Annotated in this window: 20 protein-coding genes; 17 read left to right on the top strand and 3 right to left on the bottom strand. The window is 66.8% G+C overall.

The features are described from left to right. The first annotated feature begins 250 nt into the window (after positions 1 to 250). The 11 genes from ACPXY0_RS17725 to ACPXY0_RS17675 all read left to right on the top strand — a co-directional run bounded on the left by ACPXY0_RS17725 (position 251) and on the right by ACPXY0_RS17675 (position 10,546). Positions 251 to 838, top strand: a complete 588-nt coding sequence (locus tag ACPXY0_RS17725; RefSeq protein WP_423926877.1) for a cob(I)yrinic acid a,c-diamide adenosyltransferase — start codon at positions 251 to 253, stop codon at positions 836 to 838. After that, the gene (locus tag ACPXY0_RS17720) at positions 838 to 1,680 is read left to right on the top strand and encodes an alpha/beta hydrolase family protein (protein WP_423926875.1); all 843 of its coding nucleotides are present in this window, start codon (positions 838 to 840) and stop codon (positions 1,678 to 1,680) included. Before ACPXY0_RS17725 ends, ACPXY0_RS17720 begins: the two co-directional genes overlap by 1 nt. Before the next feature lie 17 nt (positions 1,681 to 1,697). Continuing rightward, a complete protein-coding gene (locus tag ACPXY0_RS17715) occupies positions 1,698 to 2,246 on the top strand; it encodes a YybH family protein (protein ID WP_423926873.1) in 549 nt (182 codons plus the stop codon). Between the two features lie 7 nt (positions 2,247 to 2,253). Then, positions 2,254 to 3,486, top strand: a complete 1,233-nt coding sequence (locus ACPXY0_RS17710; protein WP_423926871.1) for an NAD(P)/FAD-dependent oxidoreductase — start codon at positions 2,254 to 2,256, stop codon at positions 3,484 to 3,486. A 30-nt stretch (positions 3,487 to 3,516) separates the two neighbouring features. Beyond that, positions 3,517 to 3,885 (top strand): metal-sulfur cluster assembly factor, encoded by a 369-nt coding sequence (locus ACPXY0_RS17705; protein ID WP_423926869.1) that lies wholly within the window; start codon positions 3,517 to 3,519, stop codon positions 3,883 to 3,885. Between the two features lie 19 nt (positions 3,886 to 3,904). Continuing rightward, positions 3,905 to 4,384: an FxsA family protein gene (locus tag ACPXY0_RS17700; RefSeq protein ID WP_423926867.1), complete on the top strand. Its 480-nt coding sequence runs from the start codon at positions 3,905 to 3,907 to the stop codon at positions 4,382 to 4,384. A gap of 55 nt (positions 4,385 to 4,439) precedes the next feature. After that, positions 4,440 to 5,006, top strand: coding sequence for a hypothetical protein (locus tag ACPXY0_RS17695; protein WP_423926865.1), 567 nt, complete (start codon positions 4,440 to 4,442; stop codon positions 5,004 to 5,006). A 16-nt stretch (positions 5,007 to 5,022) separates the two neighbouring features. Next, a complete protein-coding gene (locus tag ACPXY0_RS17690) occupies positions 5,023 to 6,756 on the top strand; it encodes a multicopper oxidase family protein (protein ID WP_423926863.1) in 1,734 nt (577 codons plus the stop codon). 77 nt (positions 6,757 to 6,833) lie between these two features. Further along, on the top strand, positions 6,834 to 8,207 hold the full coding sequence (locus tag ACPXY0_RS17685; RefSeq protein WP_423926861.1) for an LVIVD repeat-containing protein: 1,374 nt from the start codon (positions 6,834 to 6,836) through the stop codon (positions 8,205 to 8,207). A 28-nt stretch (positions 8,208 to 8,235) separates the two neighbouring features. After that, positions 8,236 to 10,026 carry a carbohydrate kinase family protein gene (locus ACPXY0_RS17680; RefSeq protein WP_423926859.1) on the top strand — a complete coding sequence of 597 codons (1,791 nt, stop codon included), beginning with the start codon at positions 8,236 to 8,238 and terminating at the stop codon, positions 10,024 to 10,026. Between the two features lie 31 nt (positions 10,027 to 10,057). Further along, positions 10,058 to 10,546, top strand: coding sequence for a nuclear transport factor 2 family protein (locus ACPXY0_RS17675; protein ID WP_423926857.1), 489 nt, complete (start codon positions 10,058 to 10,060; stop codon positions 10,544 to 10,546). A 54-nt stretch (positions 10,547 to 10,600) separates the two neighbouring features. Here ACPXY0_RS17675 and ACPXY0_RS17670 read toward each other — a convergent pair whose 3' ends face one another. The 3 genes from ACPXY0_RS17670 to ACPXY0_RS17660 all read right to left on the bottom strand — a co-directional run bounded on the left by ACPXY0_RS17670 (position 10,601) and on the right by ACPXY0_RS17660 (position 14,270). Further along, complete coding sequence (locus tag ACPXY0_RS17670) at positions 10,601 to 10,861, bottom strand: hypothetical protein (protein WP_423926855.1); 261 nt, start codon at positions 10,859 to 10,861, stop codon at positions 10,601 to 10,603. 310 nt (positions 10,862 to 11,171) lie between these two features. Beyond that, entirely contained in the window at positions 11,172 to 12,230 is a 1,059-nt protein-coding gene (locus ACPXY0_RS17665) for a MarR family transcriptional regulator (RefSeq protein ID WP_423926853.1), read from the bottom strand. A 99-nt stretch (positions 12,231 to 12,329) separates the two neighbouring features. Beyond that, a complete protein-coding gene (locus ACPXY0_RS17660) occupies positions 12,330 to 14,270 on the bottom strand; it encodes a heavy metal translocating P-type ATPase (protein WP_423926851.1) in 1,941 nt (646 codons plus the stop codon). Between the two features lie 1,145 nt (positions 14,271 to 15,415). Here ACPXY0_RS17660 and ACPXY0_RS17655 point away from each other — a divergent pair. The 6 genes from ACPXY0_RS17655 (at position 15,416) to ACPXY0_RS17630 (ending at position 22,752) form a co-directional block, all read left to right on the top strand. Then, complete coding sequence (locus ACPXY0_RS17655) at positions 15,416 to 15,952, top strand: RNA polymerase sigma factor (protein ID WP_423926849.1); 537 nt, start codon at positions 15,416 to 15,418, stop codon at positions 15,950 to 15,952. A gap of 11 nt (positions 15,953 to 15,963) precedes the next feature. Continuing rightward, the gene (locus tag ACPXY0_RS17650) at positions 15,964 to 18,135 is read left to right on the top strand and encodes an anti-sigma factor family protein (protein WP_423926847.1); all 2,172 of its coding nucleotides are present in this window, start codon (positions 15,964 to 15,966) and stop codon (positions 18,133 to 18,135) included. A 208-nt stretch (positions 18,136 to 18,343) separates the two neighbouring features. Then, positions 18,344 to 19,414, top strand: a complete 1,071-nt coding sequence (locus ACPXY0_RS17645) for a BF3164 family lipoprotein (RefSeq protein WP_423926845.1) — start codon at positions 18,344 to 18,346, stop codon at positions 19,412 to 19,414. Further along, positions 19,411 to 19,653, top strand: a complete 243-nt coding sequence (locus ACPXY0_RS17640; protein WP_423926843.1) for a hypothetical protein — start codon at positions 19,411 to 19,413, stop codon at positions 19,651 to 19,653. The genes ACPXY0_RS17645 and ACPXY0_RS17640 overlap by 4 nt, the downstream gene beginning before the upstream one ends. Before the next feature lie 184 nt (positions 19,654 to 19,837). Beyond that, positions 19,838 to 20,665: a hypothetical protein gene (locus ACPXY0_RS17635; protein WP_423926841.1), complete on the top strand. Its 828-nt coding sequence runs from the start codon at positions 19,838 to 19,840 to the stop codon at positions 20,663 to 20,665. A 278-nt stretch (positions 20,666 to 20,943) separates the two neighbouring features. Next, positions 20,944 to 22,752, top strand: a complete 1,809-nt coding sequence (locus tag ACPXY0_RS17630) for a hypothetical protein (RefSeq protein WP_423926839.1) — start codon at positions 20,944 to 20,946, stop codon at positions 22,750 to 22,752. Positions 22,753 to 23,175 lie beyond the last annotated feature (423 nt).

Here is a 23,175-nt window from a genome sequence, read left to right as displayed (position 1 = left end):
AGGAGTTCGTATCCAGGAAAGCAGCTCCGGGGGTGGGATTTCGACCCAGCGGCCTTCGGGCTATGAGCCCTCCGAGCTACCAGACTGATCCAATCCGCGGCGCGAGCCCAGGGACAAAAAAAGCAGCGGGCCACGTGTCATCCGTGACCCGCTGGTGGCGGGCTTTTGCCGCGGGCTGTTAAGGTTCGCCCGTCAGCCGTGGCGCACGACGCGCGCTATGCGGCCAATCTCGCTGGCGGCTTATCTCAATTTGAAGATATACACGAAGGGCGGCGACGGGGGGGAGACCACCCTCCTGGGCGGTGTGCGGGTCGGGAAGGACGACCCGCGCGTGGCGGCCTACGGGACGATCGACGAACTCAACGCGGTGATCGGGACGGCGCTCGCGCTCGACGCCGACGGGGCGCTCGAGGATTCGGCGGAGGCGCTCGGCGCCGTGCAGGACGACCTGTTCACGATCGGCGCCCGGCTCGCCGCCTCGAATCCGGCCCGCCTGTTGCGCGTGGGCACGATTCCCGTACTCGCCGCCGAGCGGATCGCCGCGCTGGAGGCGTGGATCGATGCGCTGACCGCCGGGCTTCCCGCGCTCGATGCCTTCGTTCTGCCCGGCGGGTCGCCGGTCGCCGCCCAGTTGCACGTCGCGCGCACCGTCTGCCGGCGGGCGGAGCGGGGGGTGGTCGCGCTTCTCGGGGACCAGCCGGATATCGGCGAGGTCATCCTTCCCTATCTCAACCGCCTGTCCGACCTGCTGTTCACGCTCGCCCGGCACACGAACCGGCGGGCGGGACGCGAGGACACGGCCTGGCTGCCGCAGCGGCGGCGGAACGACGACGGATGATGACGCAGACCATACAGCGAACGCCGTTCAGGCTCACCCCGCCCGGGGCCGATCTGCGCGGCGACTACTGGACGAGCGCCGCCGCGGCCGAGGACGCCGCGCTCGTCGTGTGCCACGGCTTCAAGGGGTTCAAGGACTGGGGATTCTTCCCCTGGCTGTGCGAACAACTCGCGGCGCGGACGGGGATCGCGGTGGTGTCGTTCAACTTCGACGGCTCGGGCGTGCGGGAGTGGGACTTCGACGACCTGGAGGCCTTCAGCCGCAACACTTTCTCCCGTGAACTGTGGGACCTCGAGGCCATCCTCGACGGTCTCGCGGCGGGGCGGCTCGGGGACCTCGAGGTGGCGCCCGCCTCTCGATTCGGCCTGATCGGGCACAGCCGGGGGGGCGCGACCTGCATCCTCAAGGCGGGTCTCCGGTCCCAGGTGAGGGGCCTCGTCACGTGGGCCTCGATCGCGTCGGTCACCCGCTACGAAGGGTTCGCCGCCCGGTGGGACGCGGGGGAGACGGTGATCATCCCCAATGCGCGCACGAAGCAGGACATGCCGCTGGAGCGGAACGTGCTCGACGACGTGCGCGCCAATCGCGAGCGGCTGGACGTGCTCGGGAGCGCCGCGAGCCTCTGCATCCCGATGGCGGTGGTGCACGGGACGGCGGACGAGTCCGTCCCGTTCAGCGATGCGCGGCGGATCGTCGAGGCGGCGCGAGACCGCGCTCGGCTGGTCGGGGTAGAGGGGGCCACGCATACGTTTCAGGCCGGGCACCCCTTCGCGGGGCCGACCCCGGAACTGGAGACGGCGACCGAGGCGTCGGTGGAACTCTTCACCCGCGTCTTCGGCTGAAAGGGTTGCGAGCGATGATGCATGACGGCCCGGTGTCGACGGGACGGCCGCGGCGGCGGCAGCGGTGGGGGCTGGCGCTCGCGGCCGTGGTGGCCGCGGGGTTGGCGTCCGGCGGGTGCAGACTCGAACGGCTGGACGGGAAGGGTGGCGCGGTGGCGAACGAGCCCGACTTCGCGACGCAGGTCGCGTCGATGCTGGACCGGCAGGCCGCCGCCTGGAACGCCGGCGATCTCGAGGGGTTCATGAGCGCCTATCATCGCTCCTCCGAGACGACCTACATCGGATCGAGCGGGCTCATCGAGGGCTATGAGGGGATCCGCGCGCGCTACGCGCCGGACTTCGCGGCGGGCGCGGCCAGGGACAGCCTGCGCTTCGAGGCGCTGCGGGTCCGCGAGGTGGACACGCGGGTCGGGGTGGCCACGGCGCGCTACGTCCTCGAGCGCGAGGGGACGGTCACGTCGACCGGGCCGTTCACGCTCGTGCTCCTGAACGTGGAAGGAGCCTGGCTCATCGTCCACGACCAGTCCGCCGCGGACCCCGGAAACTCCGCGGACGCAGGGCCCTGACCTTGCGATGAAGACCTTCGACTACGTGATCGTGGGTGGGGGCCTGGCGGCTATCTCGGCAGTGGACGGTATTCGGGCGATCGACCCGGCGGGTTCGATCGCCATGTTCACGGACGAACCCGATCCCCCCTACCACCGGCCGCCGCTCTCGAAGGAGTTTCTTCAGGCCGCCGGCGCGCCGCGATCACTGCTGCATGTGAAGCCCGCGGCTTGGTTCAAGGAGCAGGACGGGCTCGCGCTGTTCACCGACACTCCCGTAAGGCGCCTGGACGCGCGCGCGATGACCGTCCACCTCGCCGACGGCGAACCGGTGCGCGGTGGGCGGATCCTCCTTGCGACCGGCGGGCGGCCGCGACGCCTCGCGATCCCGGGAAGTGGACTGGCCGGCGTGGCGACGCTTCGCACCGCCGCCGACTCGGAGAAGCTGCGGGAGGCGGGCGGGCGCGCGAAACGCGTGGTGCTGGTCGGCGCCGGGTTCATCGGGATGGAACTCGCATCGACGCTGTCGAAGCTCGGCGTCGATGCCGTCGTCGTCGAACTCGAGCCGCGGGTGTGGGCCGGCGTCTTCCCGGAGGCGGTGTCGGGTTTCCTCACCAGGTACTTCGAGGAACGCGGCGTGAAGTTCAGGCTGGGCTGCCGGGTCACCTCCTTCGAGGGTGAGAGGCGGGTGTCGCGGGTCATGCTCGACAGCGAGGAGGAGATCGCGGCTGACCTCGCGATCGTCGGCGTCGGGATGACGCCGAACGACGAACTGGGGAGCGAGGCCGGCCTCGCGGTCCGGGACGGCATCATCGTGGACGGCTTCGGCGAGACGACGGCGGCCCACATCTACGCGGCCGGCGACGTGGCGCGCTTCCCGCACCCGCTGGAGGGAGGGCTTGCTCGCGTCGAACACTGGGATCACGCTCGCGCGCACGGGCGGCACACGGGCCGCAACATGGCGGGCGCCCGCGAGCCGTTCGACCATCTTTCGTATTTCTTCACGCACGTCTTCGATCTGAGCATCAACGTGTTCGGGGAGACGGCCGCCGTGGACCGCACCATCGTCTCGGGCGAACTGGGATCCGGCCGCTCGATCGTGTACTGCGTCGCCGAAGGCCATCTTGCCGGGACCATCCTCATCAACGCGACCGGCGCCATGGAGGAATGCCGGGCGCTGGTGCGCGCGCGCCCGAGGGTAGAGGATCTGATGATGGAAATCGAGAAGAGCGGCACCCGCCCCGAGGAACGAGTCGGGTGAGCGGCTGACGACCGAGAGAGTCGAAAGGTGATGGAACCGATGGGTAAGATGGATAAAACGGACACGACGGACACGACGGAAGGCACCCGGACGCCGGAGACGGAGGCGATCAGCGACCAGGTGCGGACGGCGCTTCGAACCGTGACGGACCCGGAACTCGGCATCAACATCGTGGATCTGGGGCTCGTCTACGACGTCGAGGTGGAAGACAGCGCCGCGAAGGTCACGATGACGCTGACGAGCCCCGGCTGCCCCGCGGGAGGCCAGATTCTCGGCGGAGCCAAGGACGCGGCGGAATCCGTGGACGGCGTGGACGAAGCCGTCGTGAGTCTCGTGTGGAAGCCGTTCTGGACGCCCGAGAGGATCGACCCGAGGGTGCGGGCGATGATGGGCTTCTGACGGCGACCGGTTCCCGACGATGCTCCTTCGGCTGTTCCTGCTGTTCACGATCGTCCCCGTGGTGGAACTGACGCTCCTCATCCGCATCGGGGGCCTGCTCGGGTTGGGGCCGACGCTCCTGATCGTCATCGGGACGGGGGCCGCGGGCGCGTGGCTCGCCCGACGCGAAGGACTGCGGGCCTGGCTAGCCGTACGGGGTGAACTCTCGGGGGGACAGCTGCCGGGCGAGTCGCTCGTGCACGCGCTCCTGATCCTCGCGGCGGGGGTCGTCCTCATCACTCCGGGTGTACTCACGGATCTCGCCGGGATCCTGCTGCTCGTCCCGCCCGTGCGCCGAGGGCTGATCGAGCGCACCCGAGGCTGGCTGGGGCGGCAGGTAGAGGGCGGCACGATCCAGGTCGTGGGCGGGCCCGGCGTGGGGTTCACCGGACCTCGGACCCGGGAGCCGCAGTCGGGGCGGGAGATCATCGTCGAGGAGCACGAACCGGACGCCGACTGACCCGCCGGCCCGCGGGCGCTTGCGACCGGGGGCGCCCGAGCGGAGTTTTTGACGCATGGAGAATATGAGACTGCGAGCGCACGTCGTCGGCCTGTCGGTCTTTCTGGCAGCCGGCCTGGCTGTGGATGAGGCGCGAGCCGCCGGTTCTACCGGCCTCCCCGACCCGACGGGGGTGACGCCGTGGGCTGGGGCCTGCCTCCTCACGCCCGAAGTGGTCCGGCTGTCGGGCACCCAGAGCGCGCCCGGGAGCCGCGGGTCGATGGTCCTCACGCAGCCCGGCTCTCCGTTCGAGATCACCGTCGACGCGGACGGCTTCCAGACCTTCGACATCGAGATCCAGGTCGATCAGCTGCGTCGCCGCAACGGCGCGGTCTACGTCGTGTGGGCGGCGAAGCCCGAACTCGACGAGTACGTGCAGCTCGGCACGCTGCCCGAGGACAACCGCCTCGTGGGGCAGGTCGCCTGGAACCAGTTCCTCGTGTTCGTGAGCGAAGAGGCCTCGGCGGACGTCGCGCGCTGGCAGGGGCCGATCGTGCTCACCGGAGTGTCTCCCTCCGGGCGGCTGCACACGATGGCCGGGCATGGCCCGTTCGAGGCCATGAACTGCCAGCTCTATTACTGAGGGGCCGGTCCGGACGGTGATCCCGCGCGCGGCGCAAAGCCGACCGGGCGTGCGGATCGCCCGTCACCTCGCCGCGGGAGCGGTCCTCCATGCCCTGCTGGGGCTGCCCGGCGCACCGGCATCGGGGCTGCAGCACGAGGGCCACGTGATGGCGACGGACAGCATGGGGGTCGTGTGGCGCATGCCGCCGCAGCCGATCCCGATGCCGATGATGCTGCCGGGCCTGATGGGCGCCATCCCCGGAGTGACCCCGTTCCTGCCCGACCCCGGCCGCGACCCCGCGATGCTCCCCGAGGCGGTCTTCCGCGAGGTCGTGAAGATGGCCGACCGCGACACGCTCCGGCTCGAGGCCGGGTTCGTCCGGCGCACGATCGGGATGCGGACCTTCACGATGTACGGGTTCAACGGGCAGTACCCCGGCCCCCTGATCCGCGTCCCGCAGGGGGCGGAGATCGTCGTCCTGTTCACGAACCACATCGACCTCCCGACCGCGGTCCACTGGCACGGGGTGCGGCTCGAGAACCGGTTCGACGGCGTGCCCGGCGTCACCCAGGACCCGGTCGAGCCCGGCGAGTCGTTCATGTACCGGGTCCATTTCCGCGACGCGGGCCTGTACTGGTACCACCCGCACCACCGCGAGGACATCCAGCAGGACCTCGGCCTGTACGGGAACATGCTGGTGGACGCGCCGGCCCCGGACTACTACGGCCCGGCGAACGGCGAGGACTTCCTCATGCTCGACGACCTGCTCGTCGACGAGGCCGGGCTCTTCCCCTGGGGGCGTGAGGCCGCCATTCAGACGCTGATGGGACGGTTCGGGAACCAGTTGCTCGTGAACGGCGAGTCCCGCTGGGAGACCACGGTTCGCCGCGGCGAAGTCAGGCGCCTCTACCTCACCAACGTCGCGAACACCCGCACCTTCAACCTCGTCCTGGAGGGCGCCGATCTGAAGCTCGTGGGCGCCGACGTGAGCAAGTTCGAGCGCGAGACGTTCGTCTCCAACGTCGTTCTCGCCCCGGCCCAGAGGTACATCGTGGACGCGCGCTTCGGGGAGCCCGGCACGTACGCCCTCCTCAATCCGATCCAGGCCATCGACCACTTCAACGGCCGTTTCTACCCGCACACGGATACGCTGGGGCTGGTCACGGTGCTCGATGAGCCGGTAACGGAGGACCATGGGGCCGCGTTCTCCACCCTGCGCGAACACGCCGACGTGATCGAGGACATCGACCGCTATCGGGCGGAGTTCGGCCGTCCCGTCGATCACGAACTCGAACTCACGGCCCGCGTGGGAGACCTGCCGAGCGACATCGTCGCCGTGATGGCGCTCGACACTCTTTACTTCCCGCCCGTGGAGTGGACCGACGCGATGCCGATGATGAACTACCTCTCGACATCGGAGAACCTGACGTGGGTCATGCGCGATACGCGCACGGGGAAGGAGAACCGGGACATCGACTGGCGCTTCACGGCGGGGGAGGTCCTCAAGATCCGCATCCACAACCAGCGCCGCTCGTTCCACCCCATGCAGCACCCGATCCACATCCACGGGCAGCGCTTCCTCGTCCTGTCGCGGGACGGGGTGGCGTCGGACAACCTGGCGTGGAAGGACACGACGGTGATCCCGGTCGGATCGACGTTCGACATCCTGCTCGAGGCGTCCAACTCTGGCCGCTGGATGGCGCATTGCCATATTGCGGAGCATCTGGAGGCCGGCATGTCCATGGTGTTCACGGTGGCCCCCGGCTAGCCGCGGGCAGCCCGCGGGGGGCCCAGCGGGCCGCCGGTGGCGGCCCGGCAGGTCGCCAGTTCAAGAACGGAGGAAGCATGAAGTTCGGAAATCGCACGTTCTCCCTGGTCGCGGTCATCGCGCTCGGAGCGGGTCTCACCGCGCCGGGGGCGCTCCGGGCCCAGGTCATCGATGGGGTCGTGGAACGCGGCAGCCGGAACATGGAAGTGCTCGGGCACGTCCCGCTCGGGCCGCGGCTCAGCATCGCGGACATGGACATGGAACAGGAGATGCACCGGCCCTACGCCTACGTGGCGCGCATGCAGTACGGGCCGGTGGGTCCGAAGGGGCTGGACATCGTCTCGATCGCCGACCCGGAGAAGCCCGAGGTGCTCTACGAGTGGCGGATCGAAGACCAGGATCTGCACCAGCGCACCGGGGGGATGGACGTCAAGCACTTCAAGTGGGGCGACCGCTACTACGTCGTGCAGTCGCTCCAGTTCGGCCAGGGCGGCCCGGACTCCGACATGGGCGCGGTCGTGCTCGACGTGACCGGACTGCCGGATGCCTCGACGGTGCGCGAGGTCGCCCGCATCAAGGAGCCCGATCTGCCGGGCGGCTTCCACAACATCTTCATCTACAAGCACTCGAACATGAACGTGTACCTCGTCGCCACGGTCTCGGGACCGTACGCGGCGGTGTACGATCTCGGTGCGCTCGTCGAGGGGCGGGGCGAGGAGATGGTGGCGCAGATCCCGCTTCCGGATCAGGGGACGCCGAACCAGCGGCGTGGGTACCACGACTTCTATCTCGGTTACCACCCCGACACGGGGACGGACCGCTTCTACGGCGGCGGCTTCGGCGGCTACTACATCTACGACGTGTCGGATCTCCAGAACCCCGAGCTTCTCACGCAGATCGTCCAGGTCTCGGGGATACGGAGCGGACACACGTTCACCCCCACGCCGGACGGCAACTTCGCGATCGCCGAGACGGAGTATCAGTACGCGCCGCTGCGGATCTTCGACCTCAGACCCGGCCTCAGCGGCGAGGTGCCCGCCATCCGGAGCCCGATCGCGGCCTGGACGGCGAACTGGAAGAACCTCGTCCACAATCACGAGGTGCGATGGCCGCTGGTGTTCGTGTCCGGCTACCTGGACGGGCTCGTCGTGTTCAACATGATGGATCCGACGAACCCGATGACGGTGGCGCACTACGACACCTACCTGGGGCCGCCCAACGCCGACCGGACGCCGGTCTTCAACGGCACGTTCGGGGTCGACATCCGGAACGAGGACGGGCTCATCGTGGTGAGCGACATGACGACCGGATTCTGGACCTTCCGGATGGAGGGGTTCCAGGGCTGGAACGGCGAAGACTGGGGCATGCCGAACATCTCCAGCGCCCAGGACTGGGACAATGGCCCGGCCGGCGCGTCCGCGCGCAGCACGACGGATCAGCAGGGGGGCTGACCCCGCCGCTGTTCCCCGCCGCCTGCGAATGACCTCCCGACCACGGCTCCTCGTGGTCGGGAGCCCCTCTCTGGACCTGCTTCACTTCGGGGGCCGGTCCGTCCGTTCGGCGGGCGGCGCGGGGCTCTACACCGCGCTGGCCGCGCAGCGGGCCGGCGCGGACGTCACGGTCATCGCACCGCGGCCCGATCCCATGCCGCCCGAACTCGAGCCGGCGGACCGCCTGCTCGACTGGCGGGGTCCACGCATCCTTCCCGACGCCCTGCCCCATTTCGAGATCGAGTACCTGCCCGGCGGCGAGACCGTCTATCACCAGGCCGTGCGCGGTTCGGAAGGCGACATCCGGTTCGATGACGTGCCCGACGCGGGACCGGGAGCCTTCGCTTATGTGGTCCCGCTTCTCGACCCCGAGCTTCAGTTGTGGTTCGCCCGGCGGCTGTCCGCTGCGGGGGTACGCGTCGGGTGCGGGACGTACGCCCCGGGGGTTCGTCAGCACGGTGACATCGTCGCGAGGGTGGTCGAGGCGTCCGACTACTTCTTCTGCAACGAAGAGGAAGCCGGCCTGCTGTGGGGGTCGATCGACGAGGTGGGTGTCGCACCGGGACGTGTAGTGTTCGTCACGCGCGGCGCGCGGGGTGCCCGCGTCATTCTGGGCGACCGCTCGATCGACATCGCGGCGCCCACGGTGGACGAGCTCGATCCGACGGGCGCCGGCGACACCTTCTGCGGGACGGCGCTGGCCCGCATCGCCGCCGGGGACCACCCCGCCATCGCGGCCCGCGGCGCGGCGGCCTGTGCGGCTCAGACCGTGACGGCGGTCGGCCCGGCGGCCCTGCTCTCGGACGAACCGCCGCCACTGACGCCGCGGGACGATCGCGTCTTGCTTGATCCGGATCGCCTCCGTCGTGTGGCGGCGATCATCGCCTCGGCCCCGGAGGCGATGGCGTTCGACTTCACCGGTCCGCCCTTCCCCGAGCCGGGCAACCCTGTGGCGCTCGATTTCTTCTTCGCCGGCACCGTCCAGCAGTTCGGCTTCTGGTCTGAGCGGGGCGGGCGCTACGAGGCGCCGATGATCGCCTCGATGGGGGGGGGGGCGCTCAAGGGCAGCGACTATCTATGGGCGGCCTTTCGGCGCTGGGCGGCCGAGGCCCCGGACGAGCTCGCCCCCGCCGGCCACGCGACCCTCGCCGACACCGACTTCAACTACCGCCTCCGGGACGAGGACGGGGTCAACCCGCTACCCGCGGGGCCCCTCCACCCGGCGTGCGCGCGAGCGTACGGGCGCGACATGCTCGCCCTCGGACTGACGCCCGCCTCGCTTCTGGCCGAAGCCGACGCCACGGAGCGGCCCCTGGTCCGCTTTCTGCGCCGGCTGGATCAGCTCGGCGGCTACAAGGAGGATCCGTGGCGCAAGAAGTCCGCCCTCCTCGCCGCGATCCTGAGCCAGCGGCCGGAGCGCTTCCTGCGGTTCGGTGAGGGGGAGGATGTGCCGCCGATCGTCGACTATCACTGCCAGCGCAGTTGCCTGCGGCTCGGCGTCGTCACAGTGGTCGATGAGGCGCTGGCCGCGAAGCTCGCGAACCGGGAGGTTGTGAGTCGGGAAGAGGAGGATGCCGTGCGCGCCGCCTGCTGTGAAGCGGTCGAGGAGATCCGGCGCCTCAGCGGGCAGCCCATGGGGGCGGTAGACTGGTTCTTCTTCCAGAACCGGACGCGGTGTCCAGAGATGAGCGAACCCGACTGTCCGGCCTGCCCCGCGGACGCCGCCTGCGCGCATCGGACGGAGCTGTTCCAGCCGGTGTTTCGGACGACCGCGTATTGAACGACGGACTACAGGAACCGGGAGAAACCTCATGAGAAAGCTTGGAGCGACGTTGCTTCTCGCCGCCGTGACGACTACCGCGCCTGCCTATCTCTCGGCACAGGAAGACGCCGAGGCCGGAGCGGTCGCGGCGGTGCAGGCCCTGTTCGATGCCATGGCCGCCCGAGACGGCGAGGCCATCCGCGACCTGCTGACCGACGGCGCCGTCTTCACGGCCACGGCGGAGACCGCGGACGGCGTCGAGGTCCGGGAGAGCACGGGCGCCGAATTCGCCGCCTCCATCGGCCAGCCGGGTCCCGCCCTGCTGGAGCGGATGTGGGACCCGCATGTGATGATCCAGGGTCCCCTGGCCGTCGTATGGACGCCGTATGACTTCCATGTGGACGGGGAGTTCAGCCACTGCGGAATCGACGCGGTGAGCCTCGCGAAAACGGCCGCAGGCTGGAAGATCTCGAGCATCGCCTACACCCGCGAGCGGGACGGCTGCGCCCCGAGCCCCCTCGGCCCGCCCGGCGGCTGAGAGCGCGGCCCGGCGGCCCTCATGCCGCGCGAGCAGCGCTCAGGAAATCTCGGCTCAGGCTCCGCCCGGCGAAAACTCGAGGCCGACGATGATGGCCAGCGAGGTGACGCCTGTCCAGCCATCCAGTTCCTGTGGCGCATCGCCTGGCCATCCCGGAGGGTAGTTCCCATCGCTTTTTCTCGTGAACATGCGGTGCAGTGTGACATCCGCCACGAGGGCCGTGGGAGCCCCCAACGCGAGGCCGCCACGGGCTCCCAGCCCGAGTACAGGGCCATCGTACCCGATGTCGGGCTGCAGGAGTTCGACGGATCCCATCCTCTCGGAACGTCCATATCCCGTCCATCGTGAACCCAGCCTCTCGAAGCCGCGCGGAGATCTCTTGATATCGTTCGTCAGCGAGCAGTTCGAGTCGGAGACCGAGGTCGAGATCGGTCGTTCCGGGATGAACTTCGGCGCCCGGGCAGAAACTCCTTGGGAATCAACAGGCGAGGCACCAAGCCTCCAACGACGACGACGCTGTCCCGCATGAGATCGCCGAGCACCGTGGCGACATGGAGGAGGCAGCTCTGGATGAGGAGCGTGGCGTTGTCGTCGTAGTCCACTGCGGTTGGCTGCACGTTCTCCATCATGTGATCGACCACGGCAACGCGGAGCGCCGTAGCTCTTGAGCGGCTTCGGCGGCTCGCTCAGGCTGGGCCTTGAGGTCGAGGAAGGTCTGAACAGCTGAGACGCACCGCGTTCCGTCTAGGACGTTCGATCCATGGAAGACGCCATCATCGTTCGGTACTACGATCCAGACGTTGGCTCCCGCACTCTGTTCCCGTACACCGGCAGTCTCCAGCGACGCAACGGGCAATGAGTCCTTCACGTACGCCGTGACAAGGCGAAAGCTGGCATACGAAGAATAGAGCCACGCGGCGACTAGTCCGGTGAACGCATGGACCACGCGTAAGTTGGTCAGTGTTTCGCCAACCCTTGTAAGCGTCTCTTCGCCAGATCTTGACGCCATCGAGCCCCGCCAGATTCGGTGGTCCTCGAAGCGATAGACCTCAGCCCAGACATCCAACAGCAGGTCGGGGTCTTTCACCCGGATTCTGTCTGTCTTTCGGTCGCTTGACCCGCGCTCGCGAGTAACCAGCCCTGCCTCGGCCAAGCTCCTCACGTGACGGCTGATATAGCCCTTGTCGACTCCCGTTGCGCACCACAGTTCCTTCTGGGAGAAGTGCTCGTTCGGATGCAGGAGGAGGTGACGCACAATCCTCGAGCCGCGCGGTGCGAAGAGCGTTCTTGGCTTCCCCCTACGCGGGAACCGGTTCGGTCGGCCGAGCAGCCTGACGGTGAGACCGGGGGCGCGGATGGATGCGTTCCCGGAGAGATCAAGCCAACTCAGACCCGCGTTCTCCGCTATCCGGTGACCGACATCGCCCATGTAAGGAACAACGAGCAGCGGGATGGTGAGGTCATCGGCAACAGTGCGGTATGGTGCGAGCGTGCGAACGCCGGCACCGACGGCTTCTGCCGTGCCCGCGTGCTTGAACTCGACGACGAAACTGTATTCGCCCAAGCGAACTCGGAGGTCCGGCCGCGGGTTTCCAAGCGGCTGCGCCTGGACAGAGTCAATCGGCAGACCCATGGCACCGGAGAGGAGTTCAGGGATCAGGGAGGAAATCTCTTTGAATTTCATGGTTGCACAAAATAGCATGGTTGTTCACGTGGTCAACCATGGTAATATACGCAACCCATTGCGGGAGAGGTCGGTTCAAGACGCCGGCAGGGCGGTCGCCTAACGCGGCTTCAGACGGGCCAGGCGCATGGCGTTCAGCGTCACGGCGAGGCTGGCCCCCATGTCGCCCACGAGCACGGCGACGATCAGGCTCACGGAACCGGTCACGGCCCCGATCGCCAGGATCGCCTTCAACCCGAGGGCGAACGCGATGTTGAACCGGACGAGCCGTCGGGCCATTTGTGACACGCGACGGGCGTAGGGGAGCATGCCGAGGTCGTCGCCCATGAGCGCGATGTCGGCCGTCTCTATGGTCGCCGGGGATCCGGCGCCGCCCATCGCGATCCCCACGTCCGCCGCCGCGAGCGCCGGCGCGTCATTCACGCCGTCGCCGACCATGGCCGCGCCCCTGTGCAGGCGGACGATCTCGCGAACCGCCGCCACCTTCCCTTCGGGTTTGAGTTCCGCCCGCACCTCGTCCATGCCGACGGCCTCGCCGATGGCCCGGGCGGCGTGGGGCTGGTCGCCGGTGAGCAGGATCTGGTGGTGTACACCCTCGTTCCGGAGCCGCGCCAGGACCCTCGGGGCCTCCGGGCGGAGGGTGTCGGCGAGACCGATCAGGCCGAGCGGAACGCCGTCCCGGGAGACGACGACGACCGTCCTGCCGGCCCGCTGGAGGGCGTCGAAGTGGTCCCCGAACCCTCGGGCGTCGTCGGCTGGCGCGAGCAGTTCGATCGTTCCGACCGCGACCCGGGCGCCGTCCACGGTCGCCGTGACTCCGAGGCCCGGATGCGCCCGGAATTGCTCGACCGTCCACTCCTCCTCGTGGAGGCCGCCCGTCTCCGAGGCGTGGCGGACGATCGCCTCCGCGATGGGGTGCTCGGAGCGCCGTTCCATGGCCGCGGCGAGCCGCAGCAGCCGATCCCCGGACATGTCCCCCAGCGGAACGACATCGGTGACTTCCAGTTCGCCGAGCGTCAGAGTTCCGGTCTTGTCGAACGCGATGGCGCACGTCGCTCCCAGCGACTCGACGTACTCCCCGCCCTTGATGAGCACGCCGTGCCTCGCGGCGCAGGTGATCGCGCTGACGATCGTGACCGGCGTGGCGATCACGAGCGCGCAGGGACAGGCGATGACGAGCAGCGTCAGTCCGCGCTCGAACCACATGAGCCCGGTCCCGAGACCGAGGAGGGGTGGGACGGCCATCACGAGCACCGCGGCCGCCGTGACGGCCGGCGTGTAGTAGCGCGCGAACTTCTGCACGAACTGCTCGGTGGGAGAGCGCTTGGACTGGGCCTCGCGGACGAGCCGCGCGATCCGATGGAGGGTGGTGTCGCCGGCATCGGTCGTGGCCTCGATCTCGAGGAACCCGTCCGTGTTCAGCGTGCTCGCGAAGACGGGATCTCCGACGCTCTTGGCGACGGGGACCGACTCCCCCGTCACGTTGGCCTGGTTGACCCCCGACTGGCCTTCGACCACGACGCCGTCGATCGGCACCTTCTCGCCCGGACGTACGCGCACCCGCTCACCGGCCCTCAGATCCGATGCGGGAACGGTCCGCTCCGACCCATCCTCGGCCACCAGCGTCGCGACCTCGGGCGCGAGCCGCAGCAGCGCATCGATGGAGTGCCGGGCGCGCACGACCGCGCTCGACTCGAGGAGTTCGGCCAGGGAGAACAGAAAGGCGATCGCCGCCGCCTCCAGCGGCTCCCCGATCAGCACCGCGCCGGCGATGGCCGCGGTCATCAGGAAGTTCATGTCGAGGCGGAGCGTCCGCGCCGCCCGCACGCCCTTGGGGAAGAAGTTCCACCCGCCCACGAGCGCGCCCGCGAGGAAGACCCAGCCGGCGGCATCCGCGCGTATCCGCCACCAACCCGCCTGATCCGGACCGTGCCCCACCACGAACACGAGCACGAGACCGGCCGTCCACAATACTCCCGATGCGTAGGTCCGGATGGCCTCGGACGTCGTCCACCGCGAAGGCCGCGTGTTCCCGTTCATGACGTTAATGTTGCTGCCTTCCGCGGCGGCCCAACGTTCCCGCGGACTCCCTCCCTCAGCAATGTAACACAATAATTATGAACGGGTTACGCATTTGACGATGCCGTACTACCCCACATTATGTCCACCATACTAGAACGGATTCTCTGAGTCCTCTGTGGCCGTGCTCGGACTCACGCTTGAACGATCCCGCGATGCTGACGGTGACGCTCCGAAGCCCCGGAGCTCGTTGTGGTCGCCGCGCGCGGAGAACCTATCCCCGGCCCGATCCTCCTCACCACCCGCCCCCTCGCGGACGCCGAAGACGCAGCCGACCTCGTCACGGCGCACTCGGCGCAGGAGCTGACCCCCTCCCGACGGAGACGGCACTCAGGTCGCCGCCGCGCCCGCTAAGCAGGGAACGCCCAAACCCTAATCGGCTTCTCCGAGATCCTGCCGTCCCGTCCTTGGCAGGGCTGGCTTCAGGGCGCGCCACGCTCGACGCCCCGATGGTCTCGGGACTGCCGCCCCGGCGGTGGCCTGGCAAGGGCAAGGTCGCCGAACGCCGACGGGGAAGGGGCGGTCGGCCTGAGTGCCATCGCCGGAGCTGTGGGCTGGCCCCAAGCGCGGGTTTCTTCGGAACCACCGGTGTCTAATAGATTGGCGAATCTGCACTTAGCGAGTACCGGTCCCTCCCTTGGAGCTGTTCCCGCCACGGAGTGCGAGAGGAACCCGCGCGAAGTTTCGGCTGCTCGTGGCATATAAAGAAGTATGAGTGGAGATCCGATTCGGGAAGCGCGGGTTCCCGCGGGGGGAAAACAAGAGCCTTTGCCCCCCCGCCATGGGCCTGCCGGTAAAAACAAGGCACCTCGTCATGAAGAGAGTCACAAGAGTACGCTTCGCCGTCCTGTTCGCGTGTCTCTTCGGGCTCGGCCTGGGCGGGAGCACCTCCGGGTGCGCGGCACTCGGTGCATGCTGCAGAGTGTGTGAGGTCGGTAAACCTTGTGGCGATTCCTGCATCAGCCGCGACAAGAACTGCTCGCGCCCGCGCGGTTGCGCATGCTGAACGCGGTGCGGTCGATTGGGATGTCGAGTACCGGGTTGAAGCAGGCTCCGATCGTTGACGAACCACTCGCGAACGGCGTCGCTGTCGAGCTGGGAATGGCGTGATCAGCCTGACTCAGGAGCGGCGCTTGGCACGCCAAGCGGGGCGCGGTGATCGCCGAGCACTGCAGTTGCTGTACCAGGAATATTCCGAGGAGTTGTTCGCCGTAGCGTATCGCCTGACGGAGTCTTCGGCCGATGCCCGAGACGTGCTGCATGACGTGTTCCTTGAGCTGCCCCGGACGATGCGGCGTTTCGACCGAGCGCGACCGCTTCGGCCGTGGCTTTGTTCGGTGACGATGCACGCCGCACTCGAGCACCTCCGTTCAGAGCGGAGGCGACGCGAGGTCTCGATCGACTCGATACGGCGCGAAATCGAGGTCGAGGAGACGCCCGAATTCCCTGTTCTCAATTCGATAACGGTCGAACGCGCATTGTCGTCGCTCCCCGAGGAGCTTCGGACCGTCGTCGTTCTCAAGGAAATGGAGGGGTACTCGCACCAGGAGATCGCCGAGCTTCTCGACATCTCGCGTCGAACCTCGGAGGGGCGGCTGTACAAGGCGCGGAAGCTGCTGCGCGCCAAACTGTTCGAGCGGTAGGGAGACATAGGATGGAACGAGACACGCACGAAGAGCACATCGATGAATGGACCCTGAACCGGTTCGCCGACGGCGAGTTGCCGGCGCATTCGGCCGACCGAGTCCGGTCGCACCTTCACTCCTGTACCGCCTGTCGCCGGGAGGTTCAACTCATTCGGGCGCTGAGTGCGGCCATCCGCGACGTGCCGACGCCGAAGCCGCCCGATGAACTCTTCACCGAACTGTTCCCTGATAAACCGAAGGCCGCGGCGGTGATCTCACTCGCCGCGCCGCGGAGGGAGGTTGTGGCGTTTTCCCGAGTCCGGATCCTCTCGGCCGGGGCCTGTCTATTGGCGCTAATTGCGGCCATGTTCGCTTTGACCGTTCGACCAGACCGGGCCATGGCCGGATCGAGCACACTCAGCCTGGAATGGGAGGCACCAGCGGCGCTGGCGTTCACCTACGAGACGGTCTCGCCGCTCGCTGCGGAACCAGCCCTCCGCGCCAGACTGCGCTACTGGGTACCCGACTCACTCCGCTTCGCGCAGACCGAATCAAGCTACGGCGTGGTCGAACTCTCGCGTGAGGCACCCGGCCTCTTCACCGGCACCGTTGGCCTGCCGCCCGGCACCGCATACGCGGTCGCCGTCGTCGAGGATCTGGCCGGCAACTACATTGACAGCGACTTCGGCAGCTTCTGGGAATACCTCGAAACGGATGCCGAGGGCCGCCCGACGCTGGCCGCGCGCCGCCACCAGCTCCTGGGGGTCTCGGACCTGAGTGTCGCACGCGCTGCCGCGGTCGCTGAGGAAGCCGCCCTGCAGTTCCCCGCGCAGCCCGAGTTCTGGGTCCGGCAGATGCTGTTCGCGCAGGGCGCGGTCCCGCCCGAATCGCGGGAGGCGTTCCTCCGGCAACACGCCGCGCGGCTCGCGGAACTGGACCGCGCCTCCCGGGAAGGGAATCCGGGGCCGGTGGAGCTCGACGCTCTCCACCGGTACGCGGCGCTTCTCGACCGGCCCGACCTCGCGAGTCACTGGTCGGACCAGCTAGTTGGCCGGTACCCGCGACATGGGGCGGCGGCGCTCGTGCGCCAGCAATCGATCGCCCGTTCCCCGGCGACGACTCGTAGGAAGCTGGAGGAGCTTGAGGCCATCTGGGCCGTGACGGGAGCGCCAACGAGCGCCCAGGTCGGGCTCCGCTTCTCCATCGAACTCGCGGATCCCACCCTCACCAGGAAATGGCTGGACCGGCACGCATCAGCCTCGGTGTTCCGGGACCTCAGCTACGACACGGAACTTGCCGGGGACATGATGGCCGTGCCGGCCCTACAGCCACTGGCCGAAGCATGGATCCTCGGCCGGCTCGCCGACAGCCGGGATGAACTCGGACCCGAGCGCCCGCTCGATCAGTCGCGTCAGAATTTCCGAGGCGAAGCCGCACGACATCGTGCGCGACTCCACCTCTACCTCGCCCGTCTCCTCCTCGCGCGCGGGCAACCTACCCGTGCCATCGACGCGGCGGAGCGGTCCGTCGGGCAGACGTGGAGCCCCGAGGTCTTCCGCGAGGCGGCCGAGATCCACAGCGCGGCCGGTTCTGAACGTCGCGCCGCCGAACTCTTGGCCCTCTCGCTGGTGGACCTGATCGTGACCCCGAGACCCAGCCCGAATCGCGACGGGTTGGGTCTCCCGGAACCTTCGGAAGCGCAACTGGCTGTAGCGCGAGAAACCATGCGCGGGCGCGTCATGTCGACGATGCTCGATGAACATGTGGATCTCACGGCACGCCTGCGATCCGCAAGCGGAGAAGAGACGACGCTCCGGGACTTTGTTGGCGGGAGATCCGTCTTGGTGGTTCACGCTTTTCGGCCCGATTTCGTACCGGAGGACGCCGTGACGCTCCTTGATCTGAATTCCGAAGGACTGCGTGCCGCAGGCATACAGACGCTCTCGATAGCGGAACGCCCAAGCCCCGGAGCACAAGACTGGTCGGGTTTCGCCTCAGGCTTCTATCGCGATGTGGGATACGACGTGTGGGATAGTCTAGGCGCATGGCGCGAGCTCCAGTACTTCGTGCTCGACTCAAGCGGCAGACTCCGTCACCGCGGGGAGGACGTGGAAGCGGCCCTCCGCATTTCGTTCGTGCTTTCGACGCAAGAAGTCGCGTCCTCCGATGCCGGACTCAAACGAAAGGAACCAAACACATGACTACAAGGCGTCTCCTGACAGCAGCCGTGATCGCGCTCACCGCCGCAGCCACGCCCGTCACGACAACGGCCGACGCACCCCTTGGTGTGCAGTGGTCGACCGTCGCATGCGCGGAAGCAGGTTGTGGGAGGTTGTCGCTGGCGGACTGCTTCTGTCCGGACATGCAGTTCCCAAACCTCAAGCCGCGGTGCGACGAGCCTCTCGCGGAATGAGCGCTGCCTTGACCAAGTGGACCGTCGGCGTCGTCGTCTCGGTCACGATCTGTTTGTGCGGGCTGGTCTCCCGAACGGGCGACGAGGGTCGCGCGGCCCCGGCCGTGGCGCCCCTCGTCCCCGAGGCGGCATACACGGACGATGCCCTGGGCTGGGTCGTGGATCTGGCGCTGGCGGATGACCGTCTCGTCGGGATCGACGCGCTTCTCGACCCGAGCGTCCATGTCTTCGACCTCGAGACGCTGGAACGCCTGGGTTCCTATGGCGGCCGCGGCGACGGGCCGGGGGAGTTCAAGGACCCCGAGCAGATCGTGCCCGTGGCCGGTGGCTCGCCCGACGAGGTGTGGATCCTGGACGGCGTCCACCAGCGCCTGACCCGGCTGTCCCTAGATGAGGTGGAAGCGGGATCCGTCGTGTCCCTCGAGACGTCGCAGATGGCTGGTCCCAACGCCGGGTCCCTCGTGCGGGCTCCCGACGGACGATGGTTCGCCGGTGGCTGGATCACCGGAGGCCGGGTGGCCCGATACCGGGCGGACCTAAGCTACGACCGCACGATCCTTGGTTTTCCGCCCGGGGTCGAAGCGCCGGGGATGACGCTCCTCCAGGCGTACGAGAGCCGGGTGGTCGCGGACCCGGCCGGGGGTCGCCTCGCGGCGGGCACGCTCCTCGGGGGGTTGCTCGAGATCCTCGACTACGACGGGGCTCCGATCGCCCAGGCCGCCGTGCCCGATCCGTTTCCGCCGGTGTGGAGGCAGGGACGATCGCGGGGTGGGAGGGCCGTCATGTCGCTGGGACCGGAGACGCGCTACGGGTTCACCGATCTCGTCGCCACGGAAGGCTACCTGTACGGCCTCTTCTCCGGCGGAAGCGTGGATGGGCCCGACACGCCGTGGGCCACCCGCGAAGTGCAGATCTACACCTGGGACGGTGCCTACGTGAAGACGGTCCACCTCGCCCGGGCCGCCGAGGCGATGACCGTGGACGCCTCCGACACCTGGCTCTACGCGAGCGGCCCCGATCCCGAGCCGTGGGTCGCGCGCTTCCGGCTGCCGGAGCCCGGGCGATGACGACGACGATCACCTTCGCGGACTGGGTGGACTGGCTCGCGATCAAACTGACCTTCGTCGAGCTCTACGAGTCGGCGCCTCCAGCTCTGAAGCATGAGATGGCGGCAACGGTCCGTCGGCTCGCCGAAGGCATCGATGAAGCCGAAGTCGATGCGTTCACGTCCCAGGTTCCGAACTTTCAACGCGGGCTGAGCAGTTTCTTCTCTGGAGCAACAGGACCGATTGGACTCGTCAGTTGACCAAGGCCGTCACTGAATTTGCCCGCCACCTTGGACAACGCATGAGCTGACGGAGAACAGCGGGCGCCGAGTAGGCGGCACTCCTCCGCCGCCGGTAGTGGGCCCCTCCTCGACCCCCTTGAGCGAGGTGTTTGGCGGCGACCCTGTTCGGCGACAGAATACTCGTGGGAAGGTACGCGTCGGAATGATTCATATCGTGGCAGGTACGGCCGGAGACGCCGAGCGCATTCGGCGAGCCGTTGGCGGTGATGTTCAGATCGGCAACGGTACTAACGAACTACCGGTAGACGATGGCCGCGTCGACTGTATGATAGTCGGCTACAGGAGGGGACTTCTGCCCAACCGAGTTCGCCTGCTTGAGGAAATGGGGCGTAAGCTGCCGCTGATCCCGGTCATCCTCGTAACGGATCGCGACACGAACGTCGCCGGTTTGTTGAGTGGCGTGAGGGTCTCCGCTATCGTTTGGTTCGACGAGGTGCAAGCCAAACTCCAATCCCACGTCGAAAAGGCGTGCCATGCCACTGCACTTTCTCAGTTGGCCGACGTCTTCCGGCAATCGACCCTGCCTCCTTCCCTCCGTGCAGCCCTGACCCACAGCATCCACACAGCGAGAAGCAACCCCGTACGCAACCTCGGCGAGCTTGCCCACGCCGTGCGTTGTTCGCCCGCCACGCTGTCCCAGCAGTTCAGGAGACACGCCACGGGTGCGACGACCCTGAGTCGGTTCCTCGGCGGCCTAGTGCTGCTCAGGGCCCAACAGCTACGTCTTGCCGGATCGAGCTGGGAGAACGTAGCCGGGCAGCTTGGATTCGCTCGCGCGACACTGAATCGAAAATGCCGAAAGTGGCCGGGCTGTACCTTGAGGGAGTTGGAAATCGTCGGACCCGATATCCTGCTCGCGTCGTTCGTCTCGCAATACGTACAACCCTTGCTCAATGGCGCCGGGCTGAGAGCCGACACGAACCCTCCTCGCTCGGATCAGCCCGTGTCGCCGTACAGGCGTCCTTCATGATCGTCCCCATTCGCTCGGTTTCGTCCCAGATTCCTCGATTTCGTCTCTTCCCTCACCTCCGACGGTTCGCAAGCGTTAGAGTCGCGGGAGTCACGAGCTAAAGGCAACGCTCATGCTCCCGCCGTTTCTCGCCACGCGAGTCAGGAAAGCCTAGGCGTGCTTGACCCCTTGGGCTGCAGCCCAAAGGGGTCGGATCTCACCGTCAACGAGAACCACGCCCGCCGGCCGCACTGCCACGGGTGCGCAGCGGAAGTTCACCCCACGTTGAGGAGGTCAGGATGAAACGCTCAATCGTTCTGGTGGCAGGGCTGGCGCTCGGCGCCTGCTCGGATGTGGAGGGACCGGATACCGAAGGAGCACCTCGCTTCTCGCAGCAGCAGTTCGAGCACCGAATCAGGCCGGCAAAGGCCTCCACTGACCAACCTGAGACGCCCACGCAAGACATGGCCGCTCGGACTTGGTTCGGTATTGCGATTGACGTAGCTGGATCGCTCAAACCAGACCAGCAGATCGATCTAACCGTAACCTATACGGCCAACTACGCTACGACAGATGCCGATCTGCGGGTCACGCTGCCAGAGGTCGAGTACGCAAAGTGGTCTGATTGGGGTAGCGACTACACAGTGTCCGTTGGGCGGGAAGTCCCGGCTAAGCTTGAAGCAAGTCAGGGTTTCACAGTTGGCGGGGAGGTCACCCAGACGACGAGCTTTTCTGTTCCGAGCTCTGGAATATACCGCGTCTTTGCTAGCGCGCGATCCGGGAAAGCCCGGCCCGATGGCACAATGGATCGTGTTAGAGCGGGCACGCACAAGACTGTTTGGATTCTAGTAGATGAGGGAGGCGGACGCGTTCTCGATGGGTTTGATCCGGAATTGGTCCCCGACGGGTTCCATCCCCAGCCCGGCCCCTTCCGTAAGGTCGATACCGGACAACCCAAGCCCGATCACGCCGGGGAGGGGATCCTCGCCCAGTCCCGAGGTTTCTCCAAGGCATCTTCGTGTGGATCGGACGAAGTCTGCATAACTTTTGTTTACTACGATGAAGATCTTAACGAGACCAGATCACTACCAGGCGTGCGGTATGAGTACGAGATCGTTGACGCACCATCCGGATTCGAGGACTCCGGTAGTGGGTTTGCCGATTCTCAGGGCACGATTTCAGTAAGCTGCCCCGTCTATGGTGCTAGAGGCGAAGGAACCGCAACCTTCAGCGATTCCAAGGCACGAATCGTCCCCCGGTCGGACAACAGCTTCGAATTCGGTTATGGCGACTGTGGCGAAGAAGTGGAGTATCAACTTCCGTCTATCGAGGGTCGCGTCTGGGTGACCTCGTGGCATTCCATACGAGATTCCGAGCTGCTGTTCCCGGCCCGGTCAGTTATCACCTTCAGGGTGAATCCCCCCAACGAATCGGGGTGCGTCTTTCAGACCGGTGACGATGCCATTCGGCTCATCGAGAATGACGATTGGGTCTGCATCTGGGGCGGATACGGGATCTTTGTCGTTGCGCACGAGTATGGTCACGCCATGCATCATGAGTTGCTGGGAGGGATTGCGTCGTATGATTCCTCCCTGTGCGAAGATCACGAACCCGATGTGTTAACGGATCTCGGGTGCGCTTACAACGAAGGATGGGCAAATTACTATGGGATGGTGACGCAAGCCACCATTTATGCCGGTAGCATCGCACCTGAACCGCGCCTCACTGAACAACTCATTGAATCCAATCACTATTACGATGCCGATGAGGATGGGAGTATCGACGAAGGAACGGTCGCCGCATTCTTCTTCGATGTTCTGGATTCGGCGAACGAAGATCATGACGACATCGACTTGAGCGGTCAGGATCTCTATGAGGTTATGGGAACCTGCCGCGTCAGAGAGGGTAACGTTATGGTGCGTCCGGGTGGGATAGATCATCTCATCTGGTGCCTCGAGGCGGAAGTTGATGGCGTGATAACGGGAGGGGACGACTATTTCTCGACACGCGATCCCCATCCGACGCAAGAGAATCAGTCCGATCACGATTGGGACGAGACGGATATACGGACCCTCTGGTTGACGAATCTGTACGGAGGCGGGAACTAGGGGAGGCGGCGCAAGGAGAAGGAGGAGAAGATATGAGTAATGGGCAGAGCGCTCTTGTCACTTGTCTTGTTGTCGTTGGCTGCTGTACGGATTCGGTTTCTTCTCCTCCTCCCTCCCCGGAGTTGCCACATGGCCAGAGCGAACTCCATATCGCCGGTGTGGTGACGGATGTTGATGGCCGTTCGATTGGCGGCGTGACGATCGAGGGTCGCATAAGAAGGGACGGCGCCAAGCGATGCGAAAACCCGAGTGCCTGGATCCCGGCCACAAGGACGATCTCGAATGGCAGTTATGTGGTGAGGGTTAGAATCGGGATGTCCGGTGGCACTTGGCCGGGCTGTGTGTTTCTGACCTTCCTCCCTCCTGAGGATTCGGGGCTGCTACCGGTTTCGATGGATAGCATTCCGGCGCTCATCTACGACC

This window comes from Candidatus Palauibacter sp. (assembly GCF_965237495.1).
Lineage (GTDB): Bacteria > Gemmatimonadota > Gemmatimonadetes > Palauibacterales > Palauibacteraceae > Palauibacter.
Note: the sequence above shows the minus strand (reverse complement) of the source record. Positions and strands in the feature narration are given on the sequence as shown.